We start from the raw sequence: 18,978 nt of genomic DNA, 5'->3' as shown, positions 1-18,978 counted from the left end.
CGGCGATCGCAGGACGGATGAGCACCAGACCGGTGCAGATAATTCATCAGACAATGACGTCGCAGGCTTCTTGCTGTCCGGCTCCTTGAGCCAGGATCCCCGCAGGCAAGCACGCGGCGTTTTTTGTTTTCGCATCTCCGTCACAGTCAAGAGGGGCAAAGAGCTATGACCAAGACCAAAGCAATGAGCATCAGCCGCCGTCAGATCCTGAAGGTTGGTTCTGCGGTAGCACTGGCAAGTGCCGCACGCATGGCTTTTCCTTCCGGTGCCTTTGCAGCAGGTGCCGGACCGGAAGTAACCGGCATAAAGCTTGGCTATATCGCGCTCACCGACGCAGCCCCCCTGATCATTGCCAAGGAAAAAGGGCTCTTTGAGAAACATGGTCTTCCCGATGTGGAGATCCTGAAACAGGCCTCCTGGGGCTCCACGCGTGACAATCTGGTGCTTGGCGGCGCAGCAAACGGTATCGACGGTGCGCATATCCTGACGCCGATGCCCTATCTAATTTCGACGGGCAAGGTGACGCAAAACAAAGTTCCCGTGCCGATGTCGATCATTGGTCGCCTCAATCTCGACAGCCAGGGCATTTCGGTCGCCAAGGAATATGCATCAACCGGTGTCCAGCTTGATGCCTCCAGGCTGAAGGACGCTTTTGCCGCCAAAAAAGCGGCAGGTGGAGAGATCAAGGTTGCCATGACCTTCCCCGGCGGCACCCATGACCTCTGGATTCGCTATTGGTTGGCTGCTGGCGGTATCGATCCGAACAAGGATGTGTCCACGATCGTCGTGCCGCCGCCGCAGATGGTTGCCAACATGAAGGTGGGCAATATGGATGCCTTCTGCGTGGGTGAGCCGTGGAACGAGCAGCTCGTCAATCAGGGCATTGGTTTTACCGCCTGCACCACCAGCGAATTGTGGAAGGGGCATCCGGAAAAAGCGCTGGGGCTGCGCAGTGACTGGATCGAGAAAAATCCCAATGCCACCCGAGCTTTGCTGATGGCTGTGATGGAAGCCCAGATATGGGCAGACAGCCTGGACAACAAGGAAGAAATGTCCACGATCCTTGGCAAGCGTCAATGGTTCAACGTGCCGCCGAAGGATGTTGCCGGTCGCCTCAAGGGCACAATCAATTACGGCAATGGCCGCGTGGTCGAAAATTCCGGTCTGGAAATGAAGTTCTGGAAGGACCATGCCTCCTATCCCTTCAAGAGCCATGACGCCTGGTTCATCACGGAGAATATCCGCTGGGGCAATCTCGAAGCCGACACGGATATCAAGGCGCTGGTCGATAAGGTGAACCGCGAAGAGATCTGGCGCGACGCTGCAAAGCAGCTCGGCGTTGCCGCAAGCGATATCCCCGCATCGACCTCTCGCGGCAAGGAGATCTTTTTCGACGGGAAGGTCTTCGATCCGGAGAATCCCAAGGCCTATCTCGACAGCCTGACAATCAGGGCCGGCGCGTAACCTGTTCGCCTCGCGCTCGCGCAGCGGGTGAGGGGCAGAACCGAGGCCAGCCGAACAGCAACCGCCCAGAAGGACCACACCATGACCGCAACAGCCCGCAAGGCAGATCAGCCGGCGCAAGCGACGATGAAGGCTGCATCCGATCAAGGCGCGACCGTCGTCATCATGGCGACGCGCCCCAACCGAAAACTCAACCTCCAGCCTGTGCTGACAGCAGTCTGTCGCAATGTCCTGCCGCCTTTGGTGGTGTTCATTGCCATGCTTGTCATCTGGCAGCTTGCCTGTTCGCATCCCGGTGCCACACTGCCGCCCCCGTCACAGGTCTTTACCGATAGCTACGATCTCATTGCCTATCCCTTCTTCGATAATGGTCCGCAGGATATCGGTCTTGCCTGGCGTGTCCTCATCTCGCTGGAGCGGGTGGCAATTGGTTTCGGCCTGGCATCTGTTGTCGGGGTTTTTCTTGGTGCGGTCGTTGGTCAATCAGTCTGGGCCATGCGCGGGCTGGATCCGATCTTCCAGATCTTGCGCACCGTGCCGCCGCTTGCCTGGCTGCCGCTGTCGCTCGCGGCCTTTCAGGACTCCAACCCTTCCGCGATCTTCGTCATCTTTATCACGTCGATCTGGCCAGTCATCATCAACACCGCCGTCGGTGTGCGCAACATTCCTGACGATTACCGCAACATCGCGAGGGTTCTGCGCCTCAATCCGCTGGAATTCTTCATCCGCATCATGGTGCCAGCGGCTGCACCTTACATCTTCACCGGCCTTCGCATCGGTGTCGGCCTCTCCTGGTTGGCTATCGTTGCTGCAGAAATGCTCACTGGCGGTGTCGGCATCGGCTTCTTCATCTGGGATGCCTGGAACTCCTCGCGTCTCTCCGACATCATTGTGGCACTCGCCTATATAGGCGTGACCGGCTTTGTCCTCGACAAGCTCGTTGCACTCCTCGGCAGTGTCGTCACCCGCGGCACAGCGAAGAATTGAGGAGTGTGACCATGAACGCCTATCTCAAGATCGACCACATCGACAAAAGCTTTGAGCGCGCCGGCACCCGGACGGAGGTGCTGAAAGATGTGACGCTCACCATAGACAAGGGGGAGTTCGTCTCGATCATCGGCCATTCCGGCTGTGGCAAGTCCACACTGCTCAACCTGATTGCTGGTTTGACGAAAGTATCGGCAGGCGCTGTTCTGCTGGAAAATGTCGAGGTCAACGCACCTGGCCCTGAACGTGCCGTCGTCTTTCAGAACCACTCGCTACTGCCTTGGCTCACCGTCTACGAAAACGTCAACCTGGCTGTTTCCAAGGTCTTTGCGGGCAGGAAGACCAAAGCGGAAAAGCATGAATGGGTCATGCGCAATCTCGATCTGGTCCAGATGGCGCATGCCAAGGACAAGCGTCCGGCAGAAATATCCGGTGGTATGAAGCAGCGTGTGGGCATTGCCCGCGCTCTTGCGATGGAGCCGAAGATCCTGCTGCTGGACGAGCCCTTCGGCGCGCTCGATGCGCTGACGCGTGCCCATCTGCAGGATGCGGTCATGGAAATTCATGCCCGCCTCGGCAACACGATGATCATGATCACTCATGATGTGGATGAAGCTGTCCTGCTGTCAGATCGCATCGTGATGATGACCAATGGGCCAGCCGCCCGCATCGGTGAAGTGCTGGAGGTCCCAATCCCGAGGCCGCGCGACCGTATCACGCTTGCCGCAGACCGCACCTACCTCAAATCCCGCGAAGCCGTGTTGAAGTTCCTCTACGAACGTCACCGTTTCGTCGAAGCCGCGGAGTGACACCAATGGCTGAGAAACTCGTCATCATCGGCAATGGCATGGCGCCGGGCCGCATGCTGGAAGAACTGTTTGAGAAGGCGCCCGGCCTTTACGACGTGACCATCTTCAACGCCGAACCGCGCGTGAACTACGACCGCATCATGCTCTCGCCGGTGCTCTCCGGCGAAAAGGCTTACGAAGACATCATCATCCACAACGACGACTGGTATTTAACCCATGGCGTGACCCTCCACAAAGGCGCGAAGGTTACCGAGATTGATCGTCATGCCAAGACGGTAACATCGGCCAATGGCGTTACCGCCGCTTACGACAAGCTGGTCATCGCCACCGGCTCGCTGCCCTTCATCATCCCGGTTCCCGGCCACCAGCTGCCCGGTGTTTTGCCCTATCGCGATCTCGACGACGTCGACAGGATGCTCGAGATTGCCCGCGCATCTTGCAGTCAGGCGGTCACGCCTGACCTCGCAGAAATGCGCCACAAAACAGAGCGCAAGGGCCGTGCCATCGTCATCGGCGCGGGCCTGCTCGGGCTTGAGGCAGCCTATGGCCTCAAGCGTCAGGGCATGGATGTGACGGTCATCCACCTGATGCCGACCATCATGGAGCGTCAGCTCGATCCGGCGGCTGCCTATCTGCTTGAAAAAGCGCTGACTGAACGCGGTATCGATATCATCACTCAAGCCAACACCAAGCAGATCCTCGGAACCGACAAGGTTGAGGGTATAGAGCTGGAAGACGGCCGGGTGATAGAGGGCGACATGGTGGTCATGGCCGTCGGTATTCGTCCGGCATCCGCACTTGCAAAGGAAGCGGGGATTGCGGTCAACCGGGGCATCGTCGTCGACGATGGCATGATGACGTCGGATCCCAATATCTTCGCGCTTGGCGAATGCGCAGAGCATCGCGGCACCTGCTACGGTCTCGTTGCCCCACTTTATGAGGCTGCCCGCGTTCTGGCCGACCGCCTGACCGGCGGAACCAGCGAATATCATGGCTCCGTCGTCAATACGAAGCTCAAGGTCACCGGCATCAATCTCTTCTCTGCCGGTGACTTTGCGGAAGCGCCGGATCGTGAGGAAATCGTGCTGCGCGATGCCAGCGCCGGTGTCTACAAGCGCCTCGTCCTCAAGGATAACAAGATCCTCGGCGCTGTGCTCTATGGCGAAACCGCCGATGGCTCCTGGTTCTTCGACCTGATGAAGCGCGGAACGGATATCTCCGAGATGCGCGATACCCTGATCTTCGGCCAATCCTTCCAGGGGGGCACTCCGCTGGACCCTATGGCGGCCGTTGCAGCCTTGCCAGATGATGCGGAAATCTGCGGCTGCAACGGCGTCTGCAAGGGCAAGATCACCTCTGCCATTACAGCGAAGGGCCTGACAACGCTGGAGGGGGTTCGCGCCCATACCAAGGCATCCGCCTCCTGCGGCAACTGCACGGGTCTCGTCGAACAGCTGATGTCTCTCACGCTGGGTGAGGCCTACAACCCGGCTGCAGTCACGCCAATGTGCGCCTGCACGGAACTGGGCCACGACGATGTACGCCGCCTGATCAAGGCAAAGGGGTTGAAGACGATACCTGCCGTCATGCAGGAGCTGGAGTGGAAGACCTCGTGCGGCTGCGCCAAATGCCGTCCGGCGCTCAACTATTACCTCGTTTCGGATTGGCCGGATGAATATGCTGACGACTACCAGTCACGCTTTATCAACGAGCGCGTCCACGCCAATATCCAGAAGGACGGCACCTATTCCGTCGTGCCACGCATGTGGGGCGGGGTCACCAACGCTGCCGAACTTCGGGCGATTGCCGATGTCGTCGACAAGTTTGAGATCCCGATGGTGAAGGTCACCGGCGGCCAGCGTATCGACCTGCTGGGCATCGACAAGGAAGACCTGCCCGCGGTCTGGGCCGACCTTGGCAAGGCAGGTTTTGTCTCAGGCCAGGCTTATGCAAAGGGTCTTCGCACAGTGAAAACTTGTGTCGGCTCGGATTGGTGCCGCTTCGGCACGCAGGATTCAACCGGGCTCGGCATCCGCATCGAGAAATTCATGTGGGGCTCGTGGACGCCTGCCAAGCTGAAGCTTGCCGTATCGGGCTGCCCACGCAACTGCGCAGAAGCGACCTGCAAGGACATCGGCGTGATCTGTGTGGATTCAGGCTTCGAGATCCACTTTGCCGGTGCAGCCGGTCTCGACATCAAAGGTACCGACGTTCTGGGGCTGGTGAAGACCGAGGACGAGGCGCTCGAGCATATCGTGGCGCTTACCCAGATGTATCGCGAGCAGGGGCGCTATCTCGAGCGGATCTACAAATGGGCAAAACGTGTCGGTCATGACGAGATCCGCAGGCAGATCATGGAGGATGCCGACAAGCGCCGCGCCTATTACGACCGCTTCGTCTTCTCCCAGAAGTTTGCGCAGGTCGACCCGTGGTCGGAACGCGTCTCGGGCAAGGACAAGCACGAATTCAAGCCCATGGCGACCATCAACTATAATCAGGCTGCGGAGTGAGATGATGAATGGGAACTGGATCGACATCGGCACCATTGACGACATCCCGCCGCGCGGGGCCCGCTGCGTGAAGACTCCCGGTGGCAAGATCGCTGTTTTCCGCACTGCTGAAAACGAGGTCTTCGCCATAGAGGATCAATGCCCTCACAAGGGTGGGCCTCTCAGCCAAGGCATCGTGCACGGAAAATCGGTGACCTGCCCCCTGCACAATTTCGTCATTTCGCTGGAAAGCGGCCAGGCGCTGGGGGCGGATGAAGGTGAGGTGAGGACAATTCCTGTCCGCAATATCGATGGTCAGCTCTCGATCATGCTCGAGAGCCTGCTGGTTGCAGCGGAGTAAAGGACGATGGCCGGATTGCCCCCCATCGACGTCGACATCAAGACGACCTGCCCCTATTGCGGTGTCGGGTGTGGTGTGATCGCGAAGGCCGATCAGCAAGGCACAGTCAGCGTCCGGGGCGATCCGAACCACCCCGCCAATTTCGGCAGGCTGTGCTCCAAGGGTTCAGCCCTTGCTGAAACGCTAGGGGCGGAAGGGCGTGCTCTTTATCCTGAGGTCCACGGCCAACGTGCGAGCTGGGATGCGGCACTCGATCTCGTGGCACAGCGCTTCAAAGACACGATTGACGCGCATGGACCCGATTCCGTTGCCTTCTACCTCTCGGGCCAACTTCTGACCGAGGATTACTACGTTGCCAACAAGCTGATGAAGGGTTTCATCGGTTCCGCCAATATCGACACAAATTCGCGTCTTTGCATGGCTTCGTCGGTTGCAGGGCATCGGCGTGCGTTCGGTGCCGATACCGTGCCTGCCTGCTATGAGGATCTCGAACTGGCGGATCTTGTCGTGCTGGTCGGCTCCAACATGGCCTGGTGTCATCCCGTTCTCTACCAGCGTCTTGCAGCAGCCAAGGCCGCCCGTCCGGCCATGAAAGTGGTGGTGATCGATCCACGCCGAACGGCGACCAGCGATATTGCCGATCTGCATCTGGCTATCCGTGCGGATGGGGATCTCGCGCTCTTCAATGGCCTGCTTGTCTATCTGGCTGAAACCGGGGCGATCGATGAAACCTACGTCTCAAACTACACGTCCGGTCTGCCCGAGGCCTTGGCGGCAGCCTCGCATGCAAGCCTGGCGGAACTCTGCGAGGCGACCGGCGTCTCTGCCATCCTGCTTCGCCGGTTCTTTCGCCTCTTCGGTGAAACGCAGAAGGTCGTGACCTGCTACAGCCAGGGCGTCAATCAATCTTGCGTCGGCACGGACAAGGTCAATGCGATCTTGAATTGCCATCTGGCGACAGGTCGGATCGGTTGCCCCGGCATGGGGCCTTTGTCGCTGACCGGCCAGCCCAATGCCATGGGCGGGCGAGAGGTTGGCGGTCTCGCCAATATGCTGGCCGCTCATATGGCGCTTGAAAATCCGGTGCACCGCGAGCACGTGCAGCGCTTCTGGAATGCGCCTGTCATCGCTCATAAAGCCGGTCTTAAAGCCGTGGATATGTTCGAGGCGGTGGCAGACGGACGGATCAAGGCCATCTGGATCATGTCCACCAACCCGGTCGTTTCGATGCCGGATGCCGATGCGGTGAAAGCGGCTCTGCAGACCTGTCCCTTCGTCGTGGTTTCGGACATCCAGAAGGATACAGACACCGCGCGTCTCGCCCATGTCCTGCTTCCAGCCAGTGGCTGGGGCGAAAAATCGGGCACCGTGACCAATACCGAACGGCGGATCTCGCGGCAAAGATCATTTCTTGCTCTACCGGGTGAGGCGCGTGCCGATTGGTGGCAGCTGGCTGAGGTGGCAAAGCGCATGGGGTTTCGCGCTCACTTCAACTATAGCGGCCCGTCAGATGTCTATGCCGAGCATGCGGCCCTCTCGGCTTTCGAAAATGACGGCGAGCGGGATTTCGACATTGGCGCCCATGCGGGGATCGACACGGAAGCCTATGACGCGCTTCTGCCGTTCCAATGGCCTTTACGCCAGGACGGATCATCAACCGCCCGTTTTTTCGCCGATGGTGGGTTCTTCACTCCAGACCGAAAGGCGCGCTTTGTGCCTGTCACGGCACCGGCGCTTGAAGAGGCCAGTGAGTGGCATCCCTTGACCCTGAACACGGGCCGGATCCGCGATCACTGGCATACGATGACGCGAACGGGCAAAAGCGCCCGGCTGTCCGCACATATTGCCGAACCCTTCTGCGAGATCCATCCGGCGGACGCGGACAAAGCCGGTATTGGTGATGCGGATTTGGTGAATGTCGAAGGGGCAAATGGCAGGTCGATCATCGTGCGGGCCTTGCTGACCGAGCGCCAGATGCCGGGGTCGGTGTTCGTTCCCATGCATTGGACGGGCGAGACAGCACCCAGCGCCCGGGTCGACACGCTGGTTTCCTCTCGCGCCGATCCCATCTCTGGCCAGCCAGCGCTGAAGATGTCTCGCGTTTCGGTCACCCGCCATGCGGCGCGCAGTCATGGTTTCCTGGTCACGGCAAGTCGGCCGGTTGACCTCCCCTTTGCCTACTGGGCGATTGCAAAGACCGAAGGCGGCTGGCGTCTGGAATTTGCGGGCGATCCGCCTGGAGATGGCTGGGAGAACTGGTTGCGGCGCAGCCTGCAGCTTGGGGAAACTCAGCAATTTTCCGAATACGCTGACCCGCGAGGCAGTGACCATCGCCTGCTCGCTTTCCAAGGGGAAAGGCTGCTTGCAGCGCTCTTCGTTGGGCCAAAACCAGTTTCCGTGTCGCGGCCATGGGCTGTCGATCAGCTGTCACTCCGGCATGGTGACTTTCAGGCCCGATCCCGTCTCTTTGCTGGCCGCCCAATGGCGGGCGCAGCAGACAAGGGCGCGATCGTCTGCTCGTGCTTCTCGGTCGGAGTCAACCAGATCGATACCGCTGCCCGAGGTGGCTGCCGCTCGGTCGAGGCTATCGGGATAGCTTTGAATGCCGGAACCAATTGCGGCTCGTGCCGCCCCGAAATCAGGAGGATACTCCATGCGACGCAGACCCTTGCCGCAGAGTGACGGACATGAACGGATCGCCGCCCTGGCCAAACTTCCGGTCTTCTGGAACCTTGCAGGCAAGCGGGTGATCATCGCAGGCGGAACGGACGGTGCTGCCTGGAAGGCGGAGCTTCTGCAGGCCTGTGGTGCGATAGTCGATCTCTATTGCGAGATCGGCGATCTCGGCGAAACCATGAGGGCGGTGATCGAACGCACAGCGCTGCGGCATCACGGACATTCCTGGCATTGCGGCATCTTCTCCGGAGCGTCATTGGCGCTTGCCGACTGCGAAACCGATGATGAGGCGCGCGCCTTTTTCTGTGCGGCGCGCGCCGCTGGTGTCCCCGTCAATGTCATCGACAGGCCAGCCTATTGCCAGTTCCAGTTTGGCTCGATCGTCAATCGCTCGCCGGTGATCGTGTCGATCTCGACCGACGGGGCGGCACCCATCCTCGCCCAGGCCATCCGTCAACGGATTGAGGCGTTACTCCCGGCGTCCCTGAGGCAGTGGGCGGGCCTTGCGCAGTCGTTGAGAGAAGCGGTCAATCGGCGCCTGGCACCCGGTGCGGCGAGGCGGCTCTTCTGGGAGCGTTTCGTCGCCCGTGGCCTCATGACGGACGAGCCGCCAACGGAGGATATGGCGGATGATCTGCTGGCAACGGCGGAACAGATCGCATCTGCACCGGGTGCCGGTTCGGTAACGCTGGTTGGCGCAGGCCCCGGAGATCCCGGCTTGCTCACCCTCAAGGCAATGCGGGCGCTGCAGGCGGCCGATGTTATCCTGTTCGACGATCTCGTGTCGCAGGAGGTTTTGGAACTGGCCAGACGCGAGGCGAAACGCTTCCTCGTTGGCAAGAGAGGGGGGCGGGAAAGCTGCCGTCAGGACGACATCAATGACATGATGGTGCGTTTCGCTAAGGCCGGCAAACGTGTCGTCCGGCTCAAATCGGGTGATCCTGTGATCTTCGGGCGTGCGGGTGAAGAAATTGCCCGGCTTGAGAGCGAGGGCATTGCCGTGGACATTGTACCGGGCATCACCGCCGCGTCGGCGATGGCTGCGGGCCTCAGGACCTCACTCACTCACCGCGACCATGCCCAGCAGGTTCGCTTCGTCACCGGCCATTCCCGCCATCATGAACTGCCAGGCACCGTCGACTGGGTCTCCCTCGCTGGGCCGAACCAGACTTCGATCTTCTACATGGGTGGACGCATGGCCGGACAGATCGAGCAGCGCTTGAGGGACAACGGCATGAGGCCTGAAACGCCCGTCGTCGTTGTCTCCTCAGTCAGCCGTCCGCAAGAGCGTCACTGGGCCGGTCCATTGGCAAGCCTGCCAGACGCAATGCGAACAATTGGCGTCGACGAACCTGTTCTGATTGGCGTCGGCGCAGTGTTCAGCAAGGTCGCCGAAAGTCAGGCGCACGAGGCCCGACATGTTCTCCCTCACGCTGATGCACAGGTCATAGTTCATCGGAGTGCTGCAAGGCTTGCGAGCGGATCGGCACCAAACAGATGCGCGTGCCCGCCGGAAAGCAACCAGGCTGAGACCAGCGTCGAAACGAGGCCGCCGGTGACGATGGGCGCGTCGATGTAGAGCGGACGCTTGCCCGTCAGAACCACCTTGAAGGGTATGATAGAAGATCCGTCTGCCATGATCGGCCAGCGGGAGCCGAGCCGTTCACGGGAACGGCGCTCCGCAACAAAAATTCCCACCAGCGAAAACACCGCAAGTCCCCCGAACAGGAGCAGGGACCGGAGGTCGCCGTTGGGCAGGATGTGTCCGACTGCCCAGAGCACGAAGCCCCACAGCACGGGATGACGGGTAAACGTAACGATTGCGCCCTGTGTGTGGTCTGACTGTCGCAAGGTAACCGAAAACGGATTCGGGCTTATCAGGCCGGCAACGACGAAGCAGAGACCGAGCGGCGCAAATAGAAGTGTCGTGGTGACCTGCCAGGCGCGCGTGCCCCAGAGTTCCACATAGTCGGTCTGCAGTGCCTCATAGAACAACCACGCCAGAAGTGCGGTGGACGTGATCGAGTAGGCGACGAAATAGGCGGGCCGTCCAATGCGAAGGATAATACGCGAGCGTATGGGCGGAAACGCAGGCACGGAATGCAGGGCGAGGAAAAGGATGAAGGCTGTGAGCAATCCGTTCATGGTGCCGTCTCCTCATTGCTGCAGGAAGAGCACTGCCGCGATGAGACAGGATGCGGCGACGGCGATGGTCGTACTGTAAGCCTGCAGCACGCCCATACGATGAAGTGCGATCGAAAAGCCGATGATGATCGGTGTGGCCACAACGAGGCCTACCTGTGCGTCTGTCATGATCCGAACTCCTTGCTTGGCCTCCTTGTGTCGCACCCGGCAGGTAAAGTCCTTGCGCTGGCGCAAAGAAGCCGCACGCAGCCGTCTTTACAGCTGGGGTAACACGGGAGACACGGCATGACGGTCATTGTTGAAGCAGACTCCGGCTCAAGATCCGACGAGGACATGATCCTCTGGATTCTGGTCTGGAGCGAGTTAGTTGCGTTCGGCATCCTGCTTGTCGCATTCCTGATCCTGTCCTTGCTCCAGCCGGAAAGCTTCGCGATGGCGAAACTTCACCTGAATGGTCGCTTGGCGAGCTTCAACACGCTGGTTCTGATCGGCAGCGGCTGGCTTGCGGCAGAGGCGCACCGCGCGCAGTCTATCGGTATCCGGCGTGCGGCCCTGCTCGGTGCTGCCGCCCTCGGCTTTCTATTCGTCGGCATCAAGGTCATCGAATATGCAGGCGAAATCCGCTTTGCCGGGGACGCGACCTTTCACGCCTTCTTCGAGCTCTATTTCATGATCACCGGCTTCCATCTGGCTCACGTCGTCTTTCTCGGCCTTGTGATGCTTTTCGTCGCAAGACGGGCGGACGGCGCGGCCGTCAGAATGGTGGCGACCCTCTGGCATGTGATCGATCTCGTCTGGCTGACGATCTTTCCGGTTTTGTATCTGGGGTGATTTCATGAAACAGCACAAGAACATCTGGCTGATGGGCCGCGCGGCCCTCGTCATGTTTGTTGCGATGATCGGGGGGCTCGCCGCCGCGCAGTGGAAACACGAGGCGGTTCCGTTCATCATCTTCGTTTTCATCCTCATTCTGACGCTCGTGAAGTCGCGATGGGTGATCTTCGACTTCATGGGCTTCCGCAACTCGCGCCCGCGTCTGGCTCTTGCGCTTCTGGCATGGCCGGTCTTCTTTGCCGTGGCGGCCGCTATGCGGGCTGCCATGGCAGCGCTCGGGGTTGTCGGCTAGTCCAGTCCCTCGAACCAGAGTGCAGATGCCAGGGACCCCGCCCCCAATGAGGTGCCGGCGGCAAAGAGGGCGAGTGTAAGCCCCAAAGGGCTGTCCTGAAGCAGCATCGCGGCAGCGGAGGATGGTTGTACGATGAGGGTGCCAAGCAGGGTTAGCATCCCCAGCAGGAAGCCGTTGACGTAGCTGGAGACGATCAGGCGGATCAGTGTTGGCATCGGCGGTGGCCTCCTCCCATCGCTCAACCTGGGGCGAGGCCGCTTGTTCCAGCCACTTGTTCCAGCCACTCCCGAAAGCCGTCTCACCGCATGGTTTCGTCACTCTGCGATTTGTTTGCATTTGCACAAAGAAGGCGTGCGGGTTTTCCCGCATCTGCTGTGGTGGCGGCTTTTGGCGGGCATCCGCACCAGCCACACCAATCCGACCCTAGGGGCGAGAGGGACAAAGAATGTCTGAACATCTAACCAAGACAGGAGCGCGGAACGTCTTTTACGGCGGGTCGGCCTTCTTCTTCGCGATCTTCCTCGGGCTCACGGCCCACAGCCATTACTACATGCGCACCACCTCCACTGACGAAAGCACGCTGACCGAGGCGGTTGCACGCGGCAAGCACGTCTGGGAGCAGAATTCCTGCATCAACTGCCACACGCTGCTCGGCGAAGGTGCCTATTTCGCACCCGAGCTCGGCAATGTCTGGACGCGCCTCGGGGGCGACGACGATGTCGAAGGAACTCGAGAAACGCTCAAGGCCTGGATGCGGGCTCAGCCGACCGGCATCGAAGGCCGCCGGCAGATGCCGCAGTTCAACCTGACCGATCAGCAGTTGAACGATCTTGCCGAGTTCCTTCGGTGGACCAGCACGATCAAGACCCAGAAATGGCCACCGAACGATGCTGGCTGACCTCCAGGGAAGGAACACGAAGATGAAATATCAAACCCAGAAGGTCGCCATGCTGTATTTTTACGGCGCGCTCGGCCTGTTCATTGCGCAGGTGCTGTTTGGGGTGCTTGCTGGCACAATCTACGTGCTGCCCAACACGCTTTCGGAGCTTCTGCCGTTCAACATCGTGCGCATGGTGCACACCAACGCCCTGATCGTGTGGCTGCTGATGGGCTTCATGGGGACAACCTATTACCTTCTGCCCGAAGAGGCGGAGACGGAACTTTACAGCACGCGTCTTGCCGTACTGCAGTTCTGGCTCTTCCTGATCGCCGCGGCGATTGCCGTCGTCGGCTACCTCTTCCACATCCACGAAGGGCGCGAGTTCCTTGAGCAGCCGTTTATCATCAAGGTCGGCATCGTCATCGTCGCCCTGATCTTCCTCTTCAACGTCACACTGACGGTGCTGAAGGGGCGCAAGACAGTCGTGACCAATATCCTGATCTTCGGTCTGTGGGGTGTGGCGATCTTCTTCCTCTTTGCCTTCTACAACCCGGCCAATCTCGCGCTCGACAAGATGTACTGGTGGTACGTCGTGCATCTGTGGGTCGAGGGTGTCTGGGAACTGATCATGGCCTCGGTCCTCGCCTTCCTGATGATCAAGCTGAACGGTATTGATCGCGAGGTCGTCGAGAAATGGCTCTACGTGATTGTCGGACTGGCACTCTTCTCCGGCATTCTGGGCACCGGCCATCACTTCTACTGGATCGGCGCGCCGGGCTACTGGCAGTGGATCGGCTCGATCTTCTCCACTCTTGAGGTCGCACCCTTCTTCACCATGGTCATCTTTACCTTCGTGATGACGTGGAAGGCGGGTCGCAAGCATCCGAACCGTGCGGCCATCCTCTGGTCGATCGGCTGCTCGGTCATGGCCTTCTTCGGGGCTGGCGTCTGGGGCTTCCTGCATACGCTGTCCTCGGTCAATTACTATACCCATGGCACCCAGGTCACAGCGGCGCACGGACATCTGGCCTTCTTCGGCGCCTATGTGATGCTGAACCTTGCCGCCATGGCCTATGCCGTTCCGGAACTGCGCGGGCGTGCCCCCTATAACCAGATGCTCTCGATGGTCAGCTTCTGGATCATGTGCACGGCCATGTCGGTCATGACATTTGCCCTCACTTTTGCAGGCGTCCTTCAGGTTCACCTGCAGCGCGTTCTGGGGGAAAGCTACATGGATGTGCAGGATCAGCTGGCTCTCTTCTACTGGATCCGCCTGGGATCGGGCGTCTTCGTCCTCATCTCGGCAGTCATGTTCATCTGGGCGATCTTCGTTCCTGGCAAGGAACGGACGGTAGCTGCGTCCTTGCAAGCAGCGGAATGAACCGAACCCGGCCCCACCCAGCCGGCTGGGGCCGATACCGCCTTCTCAGGAGAAAGATCCATGAACCTACTGTCTTCGGCCCGGGAGCGGGCACATGTCGAAATTCCACCCTATATTCCCGGCGGCAATGAATGCGCACTCTTCGAGATGGCCTGGACGCGCCAGCTTCCCTTGCTGCTCAAGGGGCCGACCGGCTGCGGAAAGACCCGTTTCGTTAGCCACATGGCAGCACGTCTCGGCCTGCCGCTCTCGACCGTATCCTGCCATGATGATCTGGCTGCTGCCGATCTCACCGGGCGCTATCTTCTCAAAGGCGGAGACACCGTCTGGGTCGATGGTCCGCTGACCAAGTCGGTGCGTGACGGCGGCATCTGCTATCTCGATGAAATCGTCGAAGCTCGTAAGGATGTCGCGGTCGTGCTGCATCCCTTGACCGACGACCGGCGCATTCTGCCGCTCGAGCGCACCGGCGAAAACCTTGTGGCACCGCCGGGCTTCATGCTCGTCGTCTCCTACAATCCGGGATACCAGAACCTGCTGAAGGCGTTGAAGCCATCCACCAAGCAGCGGTTCGTCTCCATCGAATTCGGCTTCCTGCCCAAGGCGCAGGAGATCGCCGTGGTTTCGGCGGAAAGCGGACTCGATGAGGCGCGGGTCGCCCCCTTGGTCGAACTTGCCCGTCGTCTGCGCCAGTTGAAGGATCAGGACATCGAGGAAGGCGTCTCGACCCGGCTGCTCGTCTATTGTGCCGCGCTTGTCGACAGCGGAATGCCGGTTCGCGAAGCGGTCAAGGCTGCAATGATCGAGCCCCTGACCGATGACCCGGACGTCAAGGTGGCCCTTCTTGAAGTCGCAAGCGGCGTGATTGCCTGAGGTTACCATGTTCGAGTTTCTGGAAATGGAAGAAACCGTCGGCAAGGTCTGGCACCGGCTGGTCGGCACAACCTCAAGCATGCCGCGCTACCCCGATATGGCGGTCCATTTCGATGAGGTGAAGCCCATCCTCGCCACCTGTTTCAGAGGCTTCGGTGGGGACGCGGCGGCGCAGCTCGGTCCCGCCCATGCGCGCACCAGTTCTCACAGATTGCGCCTGCGGCAACTGGTGGGGCTGGGTGAAGAAAAGATGGCGCTGGCGCTGCGCGATAAAGGCACCGTAATGTTGCCGCCGACCATCGACCTCTTCCCGGATCGGTCACTCAACCGAAGTCTCTACATCTGGCTTGCCGCCTATATGGCGCAGATGGCGCTGTCGCGCTTTCGATCGACCGACCCGATGCGGGCGGATCTGGAAGCGATTGACCGGGCCGGTGAGACCGCCGGACGTGTCATTCGCTGCTTTCCGGGGCTTTCCCGCACCTATGCCGCCCTGTCTGCGGCGGTCCTTCTCGAACGCAAGCGGGGGCATCTTCCAGCGGTTGAACAGCTTGTGGAGAATAGGGTCGTCAGCATCCTGCGCGGTGCTGCGGGGATTGCGAACCCATTGCCAGCGGCGATCTTTCCGCAGCATGCCCCAGCCGGTTACCAACGGATGATGGCAGTTCCACTCTGGCCGAGCTTTGAACCTCGCGAGGAGGCGAGTGGTGCGTTGAGCGATGAGGAGGGGGAGGATCGGTCGAATGCCGCGGCAGCCGGCCATGGGCAATACCGCGCGGAGCGTGACGCGGCCAGACCAACCACGCAGCGAAGCCCGTTCATCCTGAACCGCTTCGAGAAGATCCTGGCGATGGTGGAAAAGATCAACATCGATCGCCCGACGGACGACAAGGAGGAGAATGACAAGGATGCGGCGCGCGATCTCGATGAAATCACGCTCGGGAAGAGATTGGAGCGGCCGTCGTCCAGATTTCGGTTTGACTTGGATCTGCCGCCAGAGCGGGTCGATCATGGTCCGCTTGAAGCGGAGATTGCCTATCCCGAATGGGACTACCGCAAGGCCGAATACATGCCATCCTATTGCAAGGTGGTGACGGCGATTGCTGCGTCAGAGACGGCCGTTTGCGAGCCGGCGGCTGACTTGGCGCAACTGGTGCGGAAGGTTCGCCGCCAGTTCGAAATCCTGCGCCCCAAGAATGAGACGCTGAAAGCCCAGCTTGATGGCGCGGAACTCGATCTCGATGCCGTTGTCCGTATGCGTAGCGATCTTGCCGCCGGCGGAGAAGGGTCCGAGCGGATCCACCTTCTCTCCCGTCCCCAGGGACACGATCTGGCTGTGACCATTCTCGCAGACGTTTCCTTGTCGACCGATGCCTGGTTCGATGATCATCGTGTCCTCGATGTCGAGAAGCAGGCAATTGCCGTTCTGGCGCATGGTTTGAGTGCCTGTGGCACCAACCACTCTATCCTCACCTTCACGTCGCGCCGCCGCTCCTGGGTTCGTGTCGAAACGGTGAAGGCCTTTGGAGAGGCCATGAGCCCGGCGGTGGAGCGGCGCATCGCCAGCCTCAAACCGGGTTACTATACCCGGATCGGCGCTGCCATCCGTCACGCCTCCGCTGAACTCGGCAGACAGCCAAACCGCCGACGCCTGCTTCTGATCCTGACGGACGGCAAGCCGAACGATATCGATCATTACGAGGGGCGGTTTGCCCTGGAAGATTCCCGCAAGGCCGTCGCCGAGGCGCGCCGGCAGGGCACATCGGTCTTTGCCGTGACGGTCGATAAGGATGCCCGCAGTTACCTTCCGGCCATGTTTGGGCGGAACGGCTTTGCCATCGTCGGCAATATCGGGCGATTGCCCCAGGTGCTGCCGGCAATCTACCGCGGCCTGACACGCTGAGCCCTGGCTTGGCATCCGAATATGGGCTCGGAGACAGGTCCCTGTCTCCGAGCCCACATTGTTGGGAATACCCGCTCTTAGGCCGCCTTGCTGAAGGTGCGCCGGCTTTCATGCAGGTAGCTGTCGAATGTCGCGGCAACCGTGCGGATCAGAAAGCGATAGGCACTATCGACACGCACTTTTTCACCGTCCAGTGCGATGAATCCGTCGCTTGCCATTTGCTGCAGTCCGGCGTTCGAGCGGATGAGGACATCTGCGGGGAAACCGTGGCGGACAGAGATCGCCGCGAGATCAACGGTAAAATCACACATCAGCCGCTCGATCACCTCTGCCCGGAGCCGATCTTCTGCGGTCAGGCAATATCCTTTGACGATGGGCAACTCCCCGGCCATCACCTTACGGGCATAAAGGCCCGGGGGAACCTCGTTCTGAACGTATCCGTCGCGAAGCCGGCCGATGGCAGAGGCGCCAAAGCCAAGCAGCGCGTCGCAGTTGTCTGTCGTGTATCCTTGGAAATTCCGCCTCAGGCGGCCCAGGGACGCTGATTGGGCGAGTTCATCCTCTGGCAAGGCAAAGTGGTCGAGGCCTATGCGGATGTAGCCGCCAGATGTCAGGACATCCGAGATCGCTTCCGCCTGCGCATGGCGCGCCTGTGCATCGGGCAGCGCGCTCTCGTCAATCAGGCGCTGATGCTTCTTGAATGTCGGAACATGGGCGTAGCCAAAAACTGCGAACCGATCGGGGCGCATGGCAATCGCCGCCTGCGCCGTCTGTCTGCAGGAGGCGACGGTCTGGTGCGGAAGACCGTAGATCAGGTCGAAATTGATGCCGTTGATGCCGTTGTGGCGCAGAGCTTCGACGCAACGGGCTGTCGTGTCCTCCGACTGTATCCGATTGATGGCTTTCTGAACGACCGGATCGAAGCTCTGGACGCCGAGACTGGCCCTGGCGACACCGCCCGCGCCAAGCGCTTCGGCCATCTCCACCGTCAAGGTGCGAGGATCGATCTCGACGGAAACATTGGCGCGAGGATGAACCTCATAGCGCGTGCGGATCAGCGCCATCAGTGCAAGGAATTCGTCCGGCCTGATGATGGTTGGCGTTCCGCCCCCGAAATGGATCTCGCGCACGTCCAAACGGGTGTCCGATTGTTTCGATACCATTGCGATTTCCGAGCGCAACACCGCGAGATAATCGGCGATAGGCGCGTCCCGTTCCGTGATCGTGGTGTGACAACCGCAGTACCAGCACATCGAACGGCAGAAGGGAATGTGCAGGTAGAGCGACACCGTGCCTGCGCCGATCTTTGCAATCCAGCTGCCGTATTCGGCAGATCCGATAGCGTTCGAAAATTGCGGTGCTGTGGGATAGCTCGTGTAGCGCGGCAACCGCGCGTCGCCATATTTTGCAATCATGCTGTCGGTCATCTTCGTCCTCTCCAGACATTGCCCAACTGCTTAGCCTTCGCGTCGTTCACCCTCTTTGCCCTTGCGCAAGCTGGCTGCGGAAAGTGCATCGAGTTTGTTCGGGAACAATGTTTCCAACCGCTATGGCCCGTAGCTTGGGGCATGGACGCATCGTCCAGACTGTCATCAAACCACGGAGAGAATGATGCCGAGTGCCATTCCCGAAATCGATGTGCGGATCATCCCGCCAGCGCAGCGCCATCCTACCATTTTTGGCAGGCTGGCGAGCCTGACGCCGGGTTCCGCTATGCATGTCACCAGCGACCACGATCCACGGCCGCTCCACCACCAGATTTCGAGCCGCTATCCGGACGAATTCGATTGGGAATATCTCTCTCAAGGCCCTGAGGTGTGGAAGGTGCGGATCACCCGCGTTGAGGCGGGCGGCTGCGAGTGCTGTTGCGGTCACTAGCCAGGA

General features: G+C 60.1%; 17 protein-coding genes and 1 pseudogene. 14 read left to right on the top strand and 4 right to left on the bottom strand.

Annotation, left to right across the window (positions count from 1 at the left end; genetic code table 11):
- Nucleotides 1-165 precede the first annotated feature (165 nt).
- The 7 genes and pseudogenes from ACFSE1_RS10640 to cysG all read left to right on the top strand — a co-directional run.
- Nucleotides 166-1,464, top strand: coding sequence for a CmpA/NrtA family ABC transporter substrate-binding protein (locus ACFSE1_RS10640; protein WP_377400534.1), 1,299 nt, complete (start codon nucleotides 166-168; stop codon nucleotides 1,462-1,464).
- Between the two features lie 81 nt (nucleotides 1,465-1,545).
- A complete protein-coding gene (ntrB, locus tag ACFSE1_RS10635; protein WP_377400531.1) occupies nucleotides 1,546-2,451 on the top strand; it encodes a nitrate ABC transporter permease in 906 nt (301 codons plus the stop codon).
- Between the two features lie 11 nt (nucleotides 2,452-2,462).
- Entirely contained in the window at nucleotides 2,463-3,260 is a 798-nt protein-coding gene (locus tag ACFSE1_RS10630) for an ABC transporter ATP-binding protein (RefSeq protein WP_377400528.1), read from the top strand.
- A 5-nt stretch (nucleotides 3,261-3,265) separates the two neighbouring features.
- Nucleotides 3,266-5,770, top strand: a complete 2,505-nt coding sequence (gene nirB / locus ACFSE1_RS10625; protein ID WP_377400525.1) for a nitrite reductase large subunit NirB — start codon at nucleotides 3,266-3,268, stop codon at nucleotides 5,768-5,770.
- Nucleotides 5,771-5,774: 4 nt separating this feature from the next.
- The gene (gene nirD / locus ACFSE1_RS10620) at nucleotides 5,775-6,110 is read left to right on the top strand and encodes a nitrite reductase small subunit NirD (RefSeq protein WP_377400522.1); all 336 of its coding nucleotides are present in this window, start codon (nucleotides 5,775-5,777) and stop codon (nucleotides 6,108-6,110) included.
- Between the two features lie 6 nt (nucleotides 6,111-6,116).
- Nucleotides 6,117-8,792 carry a nitrate reductase gene (locus ACFSE1_RS10615; protein WP_377400520.1) on the top strand — a complete coding sequence of 892 codons (2,676 nt, stop codon included), beginning with the start codon at nucleotides 6,117-6,119 and terminating at the stop codon, nucleotides 8,790-8,792.
- Nucleotides 8,764-10,197: pseudogene (gene cysG, locus ACFSE1_RS10610) on the top strand (siroheme synthase CysG); the annotation flags it as partial. The gene ACFSE1_RS10615 and the pseudogene cysG, both read left to right, overlap by 29 nt.
- A 41-nt stretch (nucleotides 10,198-10,238) precedes the next feature.
- On the opposite strand, the gene ACFSE1_RS10605 reads toward cysG, so the two are convergent.
- Nucleotides 10,239-10,931: an NnrU family protein gene (locus tag ACFSE1_RS10605; RefSeq protein ID WP_377400516.1), complete on the bottom strand. Its 693-nt coding sequence runs from the start codon at nucleotides 10,929-10,931 to the stop codon at nucleotides 10,239-10,241.
- Between the two features lie 12 nt (nucleotides 10,932-10,943).
- Nucleotides 10,944-11,099, bottom strand: coding sequence for a hypothetical protein (locus ACFSE1_RS10600; RefSeq protein WP_377400513.1), 156 nt, complete (start codon nucleotides 11,097-11,099; stop codon nucleotides 10,944-10,946).
- Between the two features lie 117 nt (nucleotides 11,100-11,216).
- Here ACFSE1_RS10600 and ACFSE1_RS10595 point away from each other — a divergent pair, with 117 nt between their 5' ends.
- Nucleotides 11,217-11,762: a cytochrome c oxidase subunit 3 family protein gene (locus tag ACFSE1_RS10595; RefSeq protein ID WP_377400510.1), complete on the top strand. Its 546-nt coding sequence runs from the start codon at nucleotides 11,217-11,219 to the stop codon at nucleotides 11,760-11,762.
- A gap of 4 nt (nucleotides 11,763-11,766) precedes the next feature.
- Nucleotides 11,767-12,057 carry a cytochrome C oxidase subunit IV family protein gene (locus ACFSE1_RS10590; protein WP_377400507.1) on the top strand — a complete coding sequence of 97 codons (291 nt, stop codon included), beginning with the start codon at nucleotides 11,767-11,769 and terminating at the stop codon, nucleotides 12,055-12,057.
- On the opposite strand, the gene ACFSE1_RS10585 is transcribed toward ACFSE1_RS10590, so the two are convergent.
- On the bottom strand, nucleotides 12,054-12,272 hold the full coding sequence (locus ACFSE1_RS10585; RefSeq protein WP_377400504.1) for a hypothetical protein: 219 nt from the start codon (nucleotides 12,270-12,272) through the stop codon (nucleotides 12,054-12,056). The two genes, ACFSE1_RS10590 and ACFSE1_RS10585, sit on opposite strands and share 4 nt — an antisense overlap.
- 230 nt (nucleotides 12,273-12,502) lie before the next feature.
- Here ACFSE1_RS10585 and ACFSE1_RS10580 point away from each other — a divergent pair, with 230 nt between their 5' ends.
- From ACFSE1_RS10580 to ACFSE1_RS10565, 4 genes are read left to right on the top strand one after another with little or no spacing between them, the layout of a single operon-like run.
- The gene (locus tag ACFSE1_RS10580) at nucleotides 12,503-12,955 is read left to right on the top strand and encodes a c-type cytochrome (RefSeq protein WP_377400501.1); all 453 of its coding nucleotides are present in this window, start codon (nucleotides 12,503-12,505) and stop codon (nucleotides 12,953-12,955) included.
- Between the two features lie 22 nt (nucleotides 12,956-12,977).
- Entirely contained in the window at nucleotides 12,978-14,318 is a 1,341-nt protein-coding gene (locus tag ACFSE1_RS10575) for a cbb3-type cytochrome c oxidase subunit I (RefSeq protein WP_377400497.1), read from the top strand.
- Between the two features lie 60 nt (nucleotides 14,319-14,378).
- Nucleotides 14,379-15,191, top strand: coding sequence for a CbbQ/NirQ/NorQ/GpvN family protein (locus ACFSE1_RS10570; RefSeq protein WP_377400494.1), 813 nt, complete (start codon nucleotides 14,379-14,381; stop codon nucleotides 15,189-15,191).
- A 7-nt stretch (nucleotides 15,192-15,198) separates the two neighbouring features.
- The gene (locus ACFSE1_RS10565) at nucleotides 15,199-17,094 is read left to right on the top strand and encodes a nitric oxide reductase activation protein NorD (protein WP_377400491.1); all 1,896 of its coding nucleotides are present in this window, start codon (nucleotides 15,199-15,201) and stop codon (nucleotides 17,092-17,094) included.
- 77 nt (nucleotides 17,095-17,171) lie between these two features.
- Here the strand turns inward: ACFSE1_RS10565 and hemN are convergent, their stop codons facing one another.
- Nucleotides 17,172-18,521 carry an oxygen-independent coproporphyrinogen III oxidase gene (gene hemN / locus ACFSE1_RS10560; RefSeq protein WP_377400488.1) on the bottom strand — a complete coding sequence of 450 codons (1,350 nt, stop codon included), beginning with the start codon at nucleotides 18,519-18,521 and terminating at the stop codon, nucleotides 17,172-17,174.
- 184 nt (nucleotides 18,522-18,705) lie between these two features.
- On the opposite strand from hemN, the gene ACFSE1_RS10555 reads away from it, so the two are divergent.
- The gene (locus ACFSE1_RS10555) at nucleotides 18,706-18,972 is read left to right on the top strand and encodes a DUF2249 domain-containing protein (protein WP_377400485.1); all 267 of its coding nucleotides are present in this window, start codon (nucleotides 18,706-18,708) and stop codon (nucleotides 18,970-18,972) included.
- Nucleotides 18,973-18,978 lie beyond the last annotated feature (6 nt).

The sequence above is a fragment of the Affinirhizobium helianthi genome (assembly GCF_042680945.1).
In the GTDB taxonomy this organism is placed as follows: domain Bacteria; phylum Pseudomonadota; class Alphaproteobacteria; order Rhizobiales; family Rhizobiaceae; genus Neorhizobium; species Neorhizobium helianthi.
The sequence above is the reverse complement of the archived record's forward strand: the minus strand, read 5'-3'. Positions and strand labels throughout refer to the sequence as shown.

Excerpts from the sequence above, each read along its gene's own strand:
- ACFSE1_RS10565 (WP_377400491.1), top strand. The coding sequence starts at position 15,199 with ATGTTCGAGTTTCTGGAAATGGAAGAAACCGTCGGCAAGGTCTGGCAC.
- ACFSE1_RS10595 (WP_377400510.1), top strand. The coding sequence starts at position 11,217 with ATGACGGTCATTGTTGAAGCAGACTCCGGCTCAAGATCCGACGAGGAC.
- ACFSE1_RS10585 (WP_377400504.1), bottom strand. The coding sequence starts at position 12,272 with ATGCCAACACTGATCCGCCTGATCGTCTCCAGCTACGTCAACGGCTTC.
- ACFSE1_RS10600 (WP_377400513.1), bottom strand. The coding sequence starts at position 11,099 with ATGACAGACGCACAGGTAGGCCTCGTTGTGGCCACACCGATCATCATC.
- ACFSE1_RS10590 (WP_377400507.1), top strand. The coding sequence starts at position 11,767 with ATGAAACAGCACAAGAACATCTGGCTGATGGGCCGCGCGGCCCTCGTC.
- hemN (WP_377400488.1), bottom strand. The coding sequence starts at position 18,521 with ATGACCGACAGCATGATTGCAAAATATGGCGACGCGCGGTTGCCGCGC.
- ACFSE1_RS10615 (WP_377400520.1), top strand. The coding sequence starts at position 6,117 with ATGGCCGGATTGCCCCCCATCGACGTCGACATCAAGACGACCTGCCCC.
- ACFSE1_RS10605 (WP_377400516.1), bottom strand. The coding sequence starts at position 10,931 with ATGAACGGATTGCTCACAGCCTTCATCCTTTTCCTCGCCCTGCATTCC.
- ACFSE1_RS10640 (WP_377400534.1), top strand. The coding sequence starts at position 166 with ATGACCAAGACCAAAGCAATGAGCATCAGCCGCCGTCAGATCCTGAAG.
- nirB (WP_377400525.1), top strand. The coding sequence starts at position 3,266 with ATGGCTGAGAAACTCGTCATCATCGGCAATGGCATGGCGCCGGGCCGC.
- nirD (WP_377400522.1), top strand. The coding sequence starts at position 5,775 with ATGAATGGGAACTGGATCGACATCGGCACCATTGACGACATCCCGCCG.
- ntrB (WP_377400531.1), top strand. The coding sequence starts at position 1,546 with ATGACCGCAACAGCCCGCAAGGCAGATCAGCCGGCGCAAGCGACGATG.
- ACFSE1_RS10580 (WP_377400501.1), top strand. The coding sequence starts at position 12,503 with ATGTCTGAACATCTAACCAAGACAGGAGCGCGGAACGTCTTTTACGGC.
- ACFSE1_RS10555 (WP_377400485.1), top strand. The coding sequence starts at position 18,706 with ATGCCGAGTGCCATTCCCGAAATCGATGTGCGGATCATCCCGCCAGCG.
- ACFSE1_RS10570 (WP_377400494.1), top strand. The coding sequence starts at position 14,379 with ATGAACCTACTGTCTTCGGCCCGGGAGCGGGCACATGTCGAAATTCCA.
- ACFSE1_RS10575 (WP_377400497.1), top strand. The coding sequence starts at position 12,978 with ATGAAATATCAAACCCAGAAGGTCGCCATGCTGTATTTTTACGGCGCG.
- ACFSE1_RS10630 (WP_377400528.1), top strand. The coding sequence starts at position 2,463 with ATGAACGCCTATCTCAAGATCGACCACATCGACAAAAGCTTTGAGCGC.